Annotated in this window: 10 protein-coding genes; all 10 read left to right on the top strand. The window is 43.3% G+C overall.

What is annotated here, in order from left to right:
• Window positions 1–135 precede the first annotated feature (135 nt).
• The 10 genes from DC094_RS01240 (at window position 136) to DC094_RS01190 (ending at window position 12,878) form a co-directional block, all read left to right on the top strand.
• Window positions 136–1,338 carry an O-succinylhomoserine sulfhydrylase gene (locus tag DC094_RS01240; protein WP_116685271.1) on the top strand — a complete coding sequence of 401 codons (1,203 nt, stop codon included), beginning with the start codon at window positions 136–138 and terminating at the stop codon, window positions 1,336–1,338.
• Between the two features lie 103 nt (window positions 1,339–1,441).
• On the top strand, window positions 1,442–2,389 hold the full coding sequence (locus tag DC094_RS01235) for an AAA family ATPase (protein WP_116685270.1): 948 nt from the start codon (window positions 1,442–1,444) through the stop codon (window positions 2,387–2,389).
• A complete protein-coding gene (locus DC094_RS01230; protein ID WP_116685269.1) occupies window positions 2,386–3,366 on the top strand; it encodes a DUF58 domain-containing protein in 981 nt (326 codons plus the stop codon). The genes DC094_RS01235 and DC094_RS01230 overlap by 4 nt, the downstream gene beginning before the upstream one ends.
• The gene (locus DC094_RS01225) at window positions 3,356–5,338 is read left to right on the top strand and encodes a transglutaminase TgpA family protein (RefSeq protein WP_116685268.1); all 1,983 of its coding nucleotides are present in this window, start codon (window positions 3,356–3,358) and stop codon (window positions 5,336–5,338) included. The genes DC094_RS01230 and DC094_RS01225 overlap by 11 nt, the downstream gene beginning before the upstream one ends.
• A complete protein-coding gene (locus tag DC094_RS01220) occupies window positions 5,338–6,159 on the top strand; it encodes a ferritin-like domain-containing protein (RefSeq protein WP_116685267.1) in 822 nt (273 codons plus the stop codon). Before DC094_RS01225 ends, DC094_RS01220 begins: the two co-directional genes overlap by 1 nt.
• 597 nt (window positions 6,160–6,756) lie before the next feature.
• Window positions 6,757–9,024 (top strand): nSTAND3 domain-containing NTPase, encoded by a 2,268-nt coding sequence (locus DC094_RS01210; RefSeq protein WP_116685265.1) that lies wholly within the window; start codon window positions 6,757–6,759, stop codon window positions 9,022–9,024.
• Window positions 9,025–9,355: 331 nt separating this feature from the next.
• Complete coding sequence (locus DC094_RS01205) at window positions 9,356–10,477, top strand: transposase (protein ID WP_116685264.1); 1,122 nt, start codon at window positions 9,356–9,358, stop codon at window positions 10,475–10,477.
• Window positions 10,478–10,858: 381 nt separating this feature from the next.
• Window positions 10,859–11,275, top strand: a complete 417-nt coding sequence (locus DC094_RS01200; protein WP_116685263.1) for a hypothetical protein — start codon at window positions 10,859–10,861, stop codon at window positions 11,273–11,275.
• Between the two features lie 516 nt (window positions 11,276–11,791).
• Window positions 11,792–12,307 (top strand): metal-dependent hydrolase, encoded by a 516-nt coding sequence (locus DC094_RS01195; protein WP_116685262.1) that lies wholly within the window; start codon window positions 11,792–11,794, stop codon window positions 12,305–12,307.
• Window positions 12,308–12,491: 184 nt separating this feature from the next.
• Entirely contained in the window at window positions 12,492–12,878 is a 387-nt protein-coding gene (locus DC094_RS01190; protein WP_116685261.1) for a tetratricopeptide repeat protein, read from the top strand.
• Window positions 12,879–12,937 lie beyond the last annotated feature (59 nt).

Raw genomic sequence — 12,937 nt, 5'->3', positions numbered from 1 at the left:
TCGAGGTATGGCTTTAAATTCTCGGTGATGACGGTATTTGTTTTTTGATATGGGTCGGTTGGATAATCCAATCGACCCATGTGTATTTTTATTTGCTGTGTTAATTCGTTGCAAAGATTAGCTGTGAGATGAGTCGTGAAAAGTAGTGAGACAGAACCATTCAATCCATCGGCTTGGCAAGAGCAAACGGTAGCGCTGCGAGCCGGTGTTGAAAAAACGGATCAAATGGAAAACTCTGAGGCATTGTTCCTCAATTCCAGTTTCAGTTTTGAAAGTGCAGAGCATGCTGCAGCTACTTTTGCTGGCGACCAGCCAGGTAATGTTTATTCCCGTTTTACCAATCCAACCGTTCAGGCGTTTGAACGCCGTTTAGCGGCGATGGAATCTGCCGAGGCTTGTGTGGCCACTGCATCGGGCATGGCAGCAATTACAGCTTTATGTATGGGCCTGCTCAAGCAGGGCGATCACATTCTGGCATCCAAAGAATTATTTGGTTCAGTACCTTCGTTGTTCGATAAGGTTTTTAGCAAGTTTGGTATTGAAACCAGTTATGTCGAAGTGGCGAATCTAGAGCAATGGCAAGCCGGTATTCGTCCAGAAACTAAAATGCTGTTTTTGGAAAGCCCGTCCAATCCTTTAGGGGTGCTGGGTGATATTCCAGAGATTTCAAAAATTGCTAAGGCAGCCAATGCATTGCTGGTGGTAGACAACTGTTTTTGCACGCCTATTTTGCAAAAGCCACTTGAGTTAGGTGCAGATTTGGTCGTGCATTCAGCAACCAAATATCTCGATGGCCAAGGCCGTTGTATTGGTGGCGCGGTTTGTGGCAGCCAAGACTTAATTGATGAAGTTTTTAATATCGTGCGAACTTGTGGCCCGAGCATGAGTCCATTTAATGCCTGGGTATTCCTCAAGGGGCTGGAAACACTGCCACTGCGGATGCCATATATTTGTAACCAGGCATTAGAATTAGCCCGGTGGCTTGAACAGCAACCGCAAATCGAAACAGTTAATTTTCCTGGATTGGAAAGTCACCCACACCATCAGCTGGCTAAAAAGCAGCAAAAATATTTTGGTGGTGTGGTGTCTTTTGAAGTCAAAGGCGGCCGTGAAGCAGCGTTCCGTTTTATCAACAATGTTCAGTTGATGAGTTTGACTGCCAATTTAGGCGATGTCCGAACCACGGTGACCCATCCCTCAACCACCACCCATGGTCGGTTGACAGAAGAAGCGCGTCAGCAAGCAGGAATTCACCAAGGTTTGGTTAGAATTGCTGTCGGTTTAGAAGCTTTAGAAGATTTGCAGGCGGATATCGCAAAAGGTTTGTCCGCAGTTTGAGTCGATTCACATCATTTACATGTTTGCGCAGCTAGAGTCTCACAGAAGATAAAATTCATGGTCTCCTGTGAGACTGCGCAGCCTGAATAAGGAATGTCTGTAGATGCGCTTATTGGCAGATAAAAAAGAAACACCGTCGGCACTCATTGAAGTTTTGAAGCACCTTGATCAAATCGTGGTAGGTAAGTCACGACAGGTCAGATTGTCTCTCGCCTGTATATTGGCCAGAGGCCATTTGCTGGTAGAAGATTTGCCGGGCATGGGAAAAACTACCTTGGCACATGCCTTGGCTAAAGTGATGCATCTGGATTTCCAGCGACTGCAATTTACCAGTGACTTGTTACCGGCAGATATTACCGGCGTTTCAATTTACGACCGTAATACCGCCAGTTTTAGTTTTCATCCCGGGCCGGTTTTCACTCAGCTAATGTTGGCTGATGAAATTAACCGCGCCACGCCAAAAGCACAAAGTGCTTTATTGGAAGCGATGGAAGAAGGGCAGGTAACGGTTGAAGGTGAAACGCGCCAGTTACCAGAGCCGTTTTTTGTTGTCGCAACGCAAAACCCGATTGAACAAAGCGGTACCTTTGCTTTGCCGGAATCTCAGTTGGACCGTTTTTTAATGCGGATCGAATTGGGTTATCCCGATCATAAGGCAGAAAGAGAGATTCTATCTGGCCGTAATCGAAAACATATGATGACCGATTTGCAAGCGGTGTTGAATCAGCAGCAATTGCTTGATTTCCAACAGCAGGTCAGTGAAGTGTTTGCCAGTGATGCGGTGTTGGATTATCTGCAACAAATTTTGGCTTATACTCGCCAGTCGGGTGAATATCGCGCCGGTATTTCACCACGTGGTGGTTTGTCTTTATTGGCTGCGGCTAAAGCCTGGGCATTTCTCGATGGTCGCAATCATATGTTGCCAGAAGATATTAAAGCGGTGGTGCCCTGTGTGTTATCACACCGGTTACAACCGGTAGATGGTCGAAGTGCCAGCTTGGATCATCAGGGAATTGAAAACCTGCTGCAGGCGGTGTCGGTTAATCTATGAGTTTTGCTACGCGAGTCAGGCGCTGGGCATTGCGTCGAGCGCCGCAATCTGCTCAGGCAATTTTAAATCACCGCTGTATTTATGTGCTGCCCAATGCACGCGGCGCGGTATTTATTATTTTATTGTTGCTGATGCTTTTGGCGGCAATGAACTACCAAAAAAGTCTCGCTTATGTGATGACATTTATTCTGGGTAGTTTATTACATTCAACCATTGTTTATACCTACCGAAATTTATCTGGATTAAAACTATCGCTTAATTCAGGTAGAGCCTGTTTTGTTGGCGATTTAGCTAGTTTTCAATTGGTGGTTGAATCACCACGAAAAGGCCGCCAGCAATTAAGATTTCGAATTTCTGAATATTGGAAAAATCTGGATCATCTGCGAGGTGGTCGAGAAGTGGTCGATATTGAAGTGGCCGCCAGTAAAAGAGGCTGGTTACAAGCGCCGCCATTAGAAGTGGAAACAGATTTTCCAATGGGGTTGATTCGTGCCTGGAGCTGGCAGAATTTATCCTCTCAAGTTTTAGTTTATCCGCACCCGTTAGCACCGCCAGAGCGTTTAGCGCAACGAGGAGGAGGTGATGGTGACAAACCTAACCCAACTCCGGGCCAGGAAGATTATCAAGGCATGCGCCCTTATCATTTTGGTGATTCACCGCGTCATTTGGCCTGGAAAGCTTTGGCCAGTGAGAAGGGATTGTTCACTAAAGTATTTGACGCTGCAGTTAGTGACGACATGTGGTTCGAATGGGATGCATTTTCTGGCATAGCCGTTGAGCGACGTTTGAGTTATTTGACTTGGCAAATATTAGAAGCTGATCGACGTAATTTAATTTACGGAATGAAATTACCCGGCACCACATTAGGCCCAGCATCTAGCAAAAAACATTTCAAACAATGTTTGCAGGCGCTAGCGCTTTTTGAAGGTGGCACTGCCGAATCCCATAAAGTGGAGGCGGTTAATAATGCAAGGTAATTTAAGCCAACAACAAATCCAACGATTAATCGTTTTGCAGGGTGTGGTTTTGTTGCCGCACTTTTTTCGATTCTCCTGGTTAGTAACGGTTATTTGGGGTGTTGGTGCCCTATGGCAATGGTTTCGCCTGCGCAATAACTGGCCGCTACCGGGTAAAAAAATTAAACCTCTGCTGGTAATTGTTGGCTTGGTTGCCAGTGGCATGACCTTATCTGGCTCGGGCAAGCTAGAAGGCGCAGCCTCATTTTTATTGGTGATGGCGGCATTAAAATTATGGGAATTAAAAAACTCCCGTGATGGTTTTGTATTGGCCTGCACCAGTTATTTTCTAATTTTAACTTTATTCCTGTTTGATCAAACCTTACTGATGGGCGCGTATTTGCTGCTGTCTATCTGGTTGATCACTATGGGATTAATTAGCGTTAATGGCCGGGCAGAATTTAGTTGGAAAGCCGGGCTGAAATTAAGTGGTGGCTTGGTGCTGCAATCGCTGCCATTAGCGGTGGTGCTATTTTTAATTTTCCCTCGGCTATCAACGCCCTTGTGGAGTATTTGGAAAGAATCATCGGCCAAGGTTGGTTTGTCTGACCAAGTGTCGCCGGGTGATTTTTCTCGTTTAAGCAAAACCAATGAAGTGGCATTTCGCGCTAAATTCTTTGGCGAACGACCTGCTAGAAGCGATCTTTATTGGCGGGCAATGGTGTTATCTGAGTTTGATGGTGTGCGCTGGCGGCGGGCGCCGCGGGCTAAGCAGCTTCAGGAATATTACCTTGGCCAGCTTCAGTCGTTGCATCAACTAACGCCAACTGGCCCGGCTTATGAATATGAAATAACACTGGGTGCCACCGAGCAGCGTTGGATGTTTGCGCTCGATCGGCCTTCGGGCGTGCCATTAGATGCCACAGCAGCTTATGGCGGTAATATTCAAGCCAATAGTAAATTGCATTTGCCGATTTTGTATCAATTGCTTTCTTACCCGTCTTATCGAATGGCTGGTTCGATTAGTGATTTTGAATTAGATTTGGAAACCCAATTACCTGATGGTTATGCTGAACAAACTCGGCAATTCGCCCGGGATATGTTTAAGAAATATCCTAATCCGCAACAGTTTGTCAGGCAGGTATTGGCGTGGTTTAACCAGCAGCCATTTTATTACACCCTTGAGCCACCACGATTAGGCAACAATCCAGTAGATGAATTTTTGTTTGATAGCCGACGCGGTTTTTGTGGCCACTATGCCAGTGCAATGGCGGTTATTTTACGAGAAGTTGGCCTGCCAACGCGCTTGGTTTCTGGTTATCTCGGTGGTGAATATAATCCGGTCGGTAATTACCTGATTGTTCGTCAGCGTGATGCCCATGCCTGGGTTGAATCTTGGCTGCCCGGTACTGGCTGGACTCGAATTGACCCAACCGGTGCGGTCGCGCCAGAGCGGGTGTTGCAGTCGGTTGAAGAGGCATTAGAACAACGTGATCCGGGTTACCAAAGTTCATTCTTTGAAACCGCAATTCGCGACAGTTGGTTTAATGGTGCACGGCTGGCTTGGGATTCGGTCAATAACAGTTATAACCGTTGGCTAATTGGCTACGACCATCAGAGGCAAAATGAATTTTTAAAATATTTCGGTTTAGATACGTTAAAGCCTTGGCAACTCGCTGCGCTGTTTGCTGCCTTTATGGGAATAGCTTCAATGGTTGCTTTGTCTGCCTTGTTGCTTGGCCGAGAAAAATTATCAGCAGAATCCATGGCGTATCAGGCATTTTGTCGTAAATGCGCCAGACGCGGTGTTACGCGACTATCTAACGAAGGGCCGATTGATTTCCAGCTGCGGTTAATTGAGCAATGGCCCGAAAAAGATGCCCAAATCGATAAAATAACAAATCTCTATATTCAGCTGAGATATTTGCCTGCACAGGCAAAGCAGAGAACTGAACTAGTTCGCTCGCTGAAAAAGGGCGTGCGGAGTTTCTAATGACCAACATGCAACAAGGGGCATTTGAAGCCCTGCAAAGCAGTGAGTGCGATGAAAAATGCTCGCTGGTATTTCAACTGGAAAACCAATGGCTAGCAGGTGAATTAACCCTTTTTTCTGGTGAATCACATGCCTCACTCGATCAACCCGGTCGGCCGACTCGACCGGTTCTAGTCGAGCCATCGCAATTGGCTTCTCGTTCTTTAGGTTCTGAAGAAGGGCGAATTGGCCTGATTCATTCATTGGCCCATATCGAATTTAATGCAATTAATTTAGCGCTCGATGCGATTTGTCGTTTTTCTGGTATGCCAGACCCTTATTATTCCGATTGGTTAGAAGTGGCCCGAGAAGAAGCTGAGCATTTTTTAATGCTGCGCGAACACTTGCGCCGTTATGGCCGTGATTATGGTGATCTGCCTGCCCACGGTGGTCTATGGCGAATGGCAATGGACACAGCGCATGACCCAATGCACCGAATGGCGCTAGTGCCTCGGCTGATGGAAGCGCGTGGCCTGGATGTAACGCCGGGCATTATAAAAAAGCTGACCTCAATAGGGGAAATGGAGTTGGTTGCTAGTCTGCAGCGTATTCTGGATGATGAAATTGGCCATGTAGAAGTCGGTAACCGCTGGTATGGCTGGTTGTGTCGTCAACGAGAACTCAACCCGCTAGCCACCTTTAAAGAACTGCTATCAACTTGCCCGGTATCTATTCGTGGTCCTTTTAATGAAGCAGCCCGCTTGGAGGCAGGTTTTACGAAAGAAGAAATGCAATTGATTAACGAATTAGACCAAGCAATGCGCCGACCGAAAAGCGCTTAGCTTTATAGTTGGTTCCAATGCTTGAATAAAAACGGCAGGTTAATTTAATTATTAACCTGCCGTTTTTTTTATGGTGCAACAAATTGCAGCAGCTCGATGTGATTGGATGGCAAGCCCTTCGGTATGCTCCGAACCCGTCATTCTAAGCAGGGAAGTACACGGGCAGATGTACCGATTAGGGCGACGCAGGCAGCAAACGCTCAAGAGTATTGTTTGCCTCCGCGTCATCCCGAGCAGGGAAGCCGGGATCCAAGCGCCACGGATGGTAACTGCGGGGTTTGCCTGCTTTCAGCTAACTTACTTTTGAATCAGTTGGTTGCTGTGGCGGCGTTTCGAAATAACGAAAAACCTGTTATTTTGGGATAATAGGCATGCGCGGTTTTGAGGCCAAAATTAGCTGGTTAAAGGAAAACCAATTGAATTTCAGGTTGTTGTTAATATATCGATATACTGCATAACCAGTATATCGAGTATGCATACTATTAAGCTGTTATACGATGATTGTGCTAAGTCCCCATAGCGGACATTATTAAAACTCAAGAATTGTCATGGTAAATATTGACCTGAGTGTACGCTACTGAAATTTTTAGGAAACTAATGTCCAGACTAGAAAACCTATCCCCTATTGATTTTGAAGACCTTTGTCGCGACCTTGCACAGGTTGAAACCGAAAAACGCTTTTCAGCATTTGGATCCGGACCTGATGGTGGGATAGATGGACGCCATTCTCTGGGCGACGGAACAGTGATACTACAGTGCAAGCATTATGAGGGTTCAGCCTTTTCTTCTCTAAAAACGGCTGCAAAAAAAGAAGTGGAGAAGATAAAAAAACTTGCACCAAAACGCTACTTGTTTTTTACATCTCAATCTCTGACCCCTAAAAAAACCGATGAACTCGTCACTATTTTCGGCGATCTACTAACACAGCCTGATGACATATGGGGGCGCGAGGACATCGAAGGTGCGCTGAGAAGAAACCCAAGCATAGAAAAATCGCACATCAAACTCTGGTTATCAAGTACGGTTGTTCTTGAACGAATTTTACAGTCTGGACTTGAAGCCTACACACAGGCAACGAAAGCTGAACTTTTAGAAGACCTTAGGGTTTATGCTCGCAACCCGAGTTTCGATGAAGCTATTGAAAAACTAGAAGAAGAAAAAATATTAATTGTTTCAGGGCCGCCGGGTGTAGGAAAGACAACTTTAGCAAAAATGGTGGCCTACAACTATTTAAACGACGGATGGATGTTTTATGCAATAAACTCGTTGGAAGACGGCTTCGCCAAAATTGAAGATGACAAGCCAACAGTCTTTTTCTTTGATGACTTTCTTGGACGAATTGAACTTGATCGACAATCCCTTCTTCAGCGAGATACGGCACTATCAATATTTGTTAAACGGGTAAGGACATCTAAAAATACTAGGTTTATTCTTACTACACGGGCGCATATATTTGAGGAGGCTAGAAGATTGTCCGATCATGTTGATGATCGGCGGCTTCAATTGGCTAAATATTTACTAGATATTGGTGCATATACGCGAAAAATAAAATCGCATATCTTTTTTAATCATTTGTTGGCCTCAGGGCTTTCTCAGCAGCACTTTTTATCCTTGCTTGAAGATGATTGGCTGAGAAAAATAGTGGATCATAAGAACTATAACCCCCGTGTTATAGCTTCGGTATCCAGTGATTGCCTTGATCGTGTTGAGCCAGATGATTACCCAAAATATATCTATTCCGCCTTAGAAAACCCTGACCTTATTTGGAGCAAGCCTTTTAAAAATCTTGACATGAAGTGTCAGAATCTTTTGATCACTTTATTTTTTGGTAGCCAGTACGGACAGAGCATTGAAATTCTTAGAGCTAATTATTTAAAGGCTCACCGCGAAGTATGTTTATTTTACTCACAACCGATTGATCCAAATGATTTTGAAGAAGCTTTGCGAACACTGGAATCAGGTTTTATTTCGATTGCGAGCAACTCGGTAACATTTATTAATCCATCTCTTAGAGACTTCCTTAAATCATATCTTACCAATAAAGAGCTTTTAGAGTTATTACTTAACGCCGCAAGTCGATCCGACTGGGTTGACCATCTATGGGATCATATTATAGATGTATTTGGAACACACGAAGAAGATCAGCGCTTTTTTGTATCATGCCTAAAGGGCTTTGCTCGCAACATAGCTGTAACACCAACTTATGAACGTGTAGAAAAAAATGGTTCTACATTCTTACACCGCGACGACCTTCCACTTTCCGAAAGGGCAGTCTTACTATTTCGCTGGTGGGAATGCTCACAAGATGAATTTTTTCTTGAGACAATGCTTAGCCTACTTCAAACTAATTCTCTTGATTTGGTCTCTTGGCGAGATGGGCCGGAACTACCTGAACTGCACTGGAAAATTAACAACTATATCGACGACGACCACCTAAAGCCTCAATTATTGCTCGCGATTGAAGGTAAAATTGTCAATGTATTTGCTGAAGGAATTCCTTCAGATGAATTAGTATCAATTGTTGAGAAAGTTAATGAGTATATACCTCATGGTGAGGCTGATCATGTCGATAGTGCTGTCGACAATGCGGTTAACTATGAGTTTACGGAGACGACTGATGCTATCAGCGATAAATATACAGAGGATGAGCTTACAGAGCATATTAATTTTTTAACTTCACTTGCAAACATTACTGGTCATAACCCCGATCAAGCAAAGGCTATTGTTCAAGATCGTATTTATGAACTGGAAGAAGAAGATGATCCATCTGAACAAAGAGCATCTTATCAGCCTTCTACTGATATCGCCGAGGAAAAGTTTACTGACGATGATCTAAAAAGCCTTTTCTCTGGCCTTATAAAATAAGCCTGATTTCAATGTCCGTTTTAAATTGATTATCTGCCAGGCATAAATTGATTAACACTAAAAATATCTGCCAGGCATAAATTGATTTACAAAAATATCTGCCAGGCATAAATTAATTGATGAAGCCCTGGTTGGGATTAATTATTTTGATTTCTCGGCGGGTTTTTTCTTTTATATGCTACCTAAACTTCAATAGCGTAGGTATGCCAAAAATATCTGCCAGGCATAAATTGATTTATAAAGCTCCGCTGCGAATTAATTCTTTTAATTTCACAGAGGGGTTTTTGTTTTATATGCTACCTAAACTTCAATAGCGTAGGTATGCGGTGCTATGACAGGTCACCATTTTAATTCTGCTAAACCTCATTCTGATCAGACCTTTGATTTTGGTCGACGTTATACCGACACGGTTGAAATTGCCAAGGTGGGGCCACGTCGTGTTGGAATGAATCCTCAGTTCTGCCATTGGTTCCACTGCATGAGTAGGGTATGTCGCAAGGCGTGGCTATGCGGTGTTGACCCGGACACCGGTGAAAGCTTTGAGCACCGCCGAGATTGGATTGTTAAGCGTTTGGCATTGCTGGCTGACGTTTTTTCTATTGAAATTGCTAGCTATACCGTAATGAGTAACCACTACCATTTGGTGCTGTGCGTTAATTTAGAAAAAGCTAACAGCTGGAGTGGTGATGAGGTTTTGCGCCGTTGGTGCAAAGTGTACCAAGGGCCTGAAATGGTTCGCCGTTATTTAGAGGGTGACAATTTAATGCCGTTAGAATTGCAATATGTTGAAAGTTTTGTTGATGAATATCGCCAGCGGTTGGTCGATTTAAGTTGGTTAATGCGCAGCCTGAATGAACCACTAGCAAGAATGGCGAATAAAGAAGATAAATGCACGGGGCATTTTTGGGAAGGGCGCTTTAAAGCCCAGGCTTTGTTAGATGAACAAGCCATTTTAACTTGTATGGCTTATGTTGATTTAAACCCGCTGCGCGCAGGTATAGCGAAAACGCCAGAGCAGTCTGATTATACTTCAATCCAACAACGAATTCTTCGCAATACTAAGGTTGAGAAAAAACCAGCTGATGCCGATATTGAAGTAATATCAAATGAAACTTCCAAAGCTAACTTAGCTATTAAACCTAAATTAAAGCCATTTAAAAGCAAAGATCGGCTACAAGAAAATATTCCGTTTTCTTATCAAGATTACTTAACGCTAGTTGACCAAACTGCACGGATTATCCGTGCAGGAAAAGCTGCAATGGATAATACTTTACCGCCAATTATTGAACGTTTGAATATTGACCAAGCCGTTTGGATTCAAACCATGGGCCAAGGCGGTAATAAATTCCACCGGGCAGTAGGGTGTTTGGCATCGTTGAGAAAGCATGCGGTTCAGTTGAAACAATTTTGGGTGGGCGGTTCGGGTTCAGATCGATTGTTTAAGAATCCATAGGAACATGTAGCGAAAACTGTACCCCCGCAAAAAAAACCACCGTTCGAATAAATGGTAATAGTTGGATAAATTAATCTTATAATCAGTTCAGTAACTATTCTTGTTGGTTTACCTTTAGTGGAAATAATTTTGATGTTATCAGAGGCGTCATGGTTGAAGGGGGTTTGGTTTTTAAATCATGTAGTTGCTGTAATGGCATTTCGAAATAACCAGAAACCTGTTACCTTGTCAAAATGCGCATGCGACTTTTGTTTTGGTTTGTTGCCAATTAGTATGGTGAATTTGTTTTGAATCAATGCCTTGCTGGTGTGGCTGGTAAGCTGAGTTGGTAGTGTATCGAGCATGCATGGTATTAGGCAGTTATATTTTTAGAGAGGATCTATGAGTTCTTATATTGTAAGGCATATTCCAGAAGATCAGGGGCCTGTAACTAGTCTTTATCCAGAAATCCGGAAAGTGCCATTTTCGTACACCAATAAAAAGAAAGAAGCTGAATTGGCGGCGGAAGGTTCGAATATTTACGTAGTTGAAAGAGAAAAACAGGGTAGAAAAAATATTTACCAGTTTGCTTATCGCTATAAGTGTACTGAATGCTTTCGAAAGGCCGGTGGTAAATGGCTTGGGAAGTTTGATTATAAAAATACAGTAGAATATGAAAAAAATGGTGAGCTTGAATTATTAGACCCGCCATTAGTAATAACCGACCCTGATTTTATAAAATGGTATAAAACTAAAAACTTTGGAATGTGTGAAATACCTGCTGAATATGAAGCTGTGTTAAAAGCGATGTTGGTATAGTTTTTAATGTTATGGCTAGCAGGCTTTGGTTCGGTAAGCGGGTTCATTAGATTGCTCAGTTAAAGTCCATACCTGCTGGTTCCAGCGTCAAGCTAAGCCAGTTTCCGGTTCCAGCGTCCAATGGTACTAACTTAAGCAATAAGCATTTGAATTAAAAGTTCTGATTTTAATTTATTACTTCTGAGTTGTCATCCATGGCGTCTAGGTTCCGGCATCCATGCTCGGAATGACGGCTTCGGAGTATGCCGCTGGGCTCGTCATCCCGTCAGGGATTGGCGGAATCCAGTCACATGGAGGTGAATCCACTGCGTTGCATTAAGGTAATTTTTTGAAATAACATGATTTTATTCGTTAAGTTAGTGCTATTAGTTCTAGCATCAACGCGCTCACCATCGACGTAAAATTCTGAACAAGCATTAGCATTAGCACTAGCGCGTAATTTCTCTAGTGTGTAATGGGCCCACTGCTGAAACTAAATATTCGATTTCATCGAGCGGATCATCAAGTAGAGAGCGTATGCCTTTTACCCCTTTTCACATGGGACCCGCAATAGTGGTCAAAGCATTGTTGCGTGGCAGCTTCAGCTTAATGGTTTTTGGCTGGGCGCAGGTTGTTATGGATATCCAGCCTCTAATCGTCATGATATCTGGCGAGGGGCACCTTCATGGTTTTTCACATACTTATCTGGGTGCAAGCTTAATAGCGATATTCTCAGCATTAACCGGCAAGTACTTATCTGAAGTTAGTCTTTTCATATTGGGTTTTAATGCTCACTGGAAGATTAAAATTTATTGGTGGGTTGCTTTCTTGTCTGCTTTCATTGGCACATTTAGTCACGTATTGCTCGATAGCATTATGCACTCTGATGTCGAGCCATTCTTCCCGATGACAACTAGCAATGTGTTGTTGGGGCTGATTTCTACGCAAGCGTTGCATCAACTGTGTCTGTATAGCGCTCTGGTAGGTGGTGTTTTATATTTCGGCGTCAACTGGGTGCAAAAATTTAACATTCAAAGGAAAGGTGGCGAGTAAATCAAATAAAAACCTTACCAGTCAAAGGAATGCTAATACGTGGTCGGGTTGATTTTATAAAAAATTGTTAAGTATTCTAGTTTGTCTTCGATAGTAATGATTACTTGCAGTAAGAAATATCAGGGTTGGTGACGGTTTGCTGCTCACTGGTGCGGGCGCCAGCTTCTAATAATTGGAAATATTTATGAAGCATTTGGTTTGTTTTATCTTATCGCTATCTTTGCTTGCTTGTAGTTCAAAGTCAGGTAAAGAAGAAAAGGAGCTTGCCACCCAAGCGTTCATTAATTGTGACTTTTATACTGCGATTGAGAATGCGGAAATGGCAATTCAATATGCCGGTGAGGATATCAATGTATCAGTTCCTGCTTTGTTGATTCTAGGCAAGAGCTTAGATATTTCAGGTGATAGCACTGCGGCAATCGCTGCATATGAAAAAATTGTGCTTCTGGCACCGGGAATTAAAACGGTTGTTGAAGCCCAAAAAATTGCTAATAATTTTGTCGGTAAGCTTTCAAGGTCAGCTCCTGAAAAAGTTAAACGTTGTCCTGCGCTTCAAAACGATCTTCGGTAATTAATACTCATAGAAGTAGTGATCCTGGCCAAATTAATCTTATGCTTTTCGTAACCATT

Source organism: Pelagibaculum spongiae (genome assembly GCF_003097315.1).
GTDB lineage: Bacteria > Pseudomonadota > Gammaproteobacteria > Enterobacterales > Pelagibaculaceae > Pelagibaculum > Pelagibaculum spongiae.
Note: the sequence above shows the minus strand (reverse complement) of the source record. Positions and strands in the feature narration are given on the sequence as shown.

Bases quoted from the DNA above. Each gene is read 5' to 3' on its own strand.
- DC094_RS01235 (WP_116685270.1), top strand. From the start codon at position 1,442: ATGCGCTTATTGGCAGATAAAAAAGAAACACCGTCGGCACTCATTGAA.
- DC094_RS01230 (WP_116685269.1), top strand. From the start codon at position 2,386: ATGAGTTTTGCTACGCGAGTCAGGCGCTGGGCATTGCGTCGAGCGCCG.
- DC094_RS01225 (WP_116685268.1), top strand. From the start codon at position 3,356: ATGCAAGGTAATTTAAGCCAACAACAAATCCAACGATTAATCGTTTTG.
- DC094_RS01220 (WP_116685267.1), top strand. From the start codon at position 5,338: ATGACCAACATGCAACAAGGGGCATTTGAAGCCCTGCAAAGCAGTGAG.
- DC094_RS01210 (WP_116685265.1), top strand. From the start codon at position 6,757: ATGTCCAGACTAGAAAACCTATCCCCTATTGATTTTGAAGACCTTTGT.
- DC094_RS01205 (WP_116685264.1), top strand. From the start codon at position 9,356: ATGACAGGTCACCATTTTAATTCTGCTAAACCTCATTCTGATCAGACC.
- DC094_RS01200 (WP_116685263.1), top strand. From the start codon at position 10,859: ATGAGTTCTTATATTGTAAGGCATATTCCAGAAGATCAGGGGCCTGTA.
- DC094_RS01195 (WP_116685262.1), top strand. From the start codon at position 11,792: ATGCCTTTTACCCCTTTTCACATGGGACCCGCAATAGTGGTCAAAGCA.
- DC094_RS01190 (WP_116685261.1), top strand. From the start codon at position 12,492: ATGAAGCATTTGGTTTGTTTTATCTTATCGCTATCTTTGCTTGCTTGT.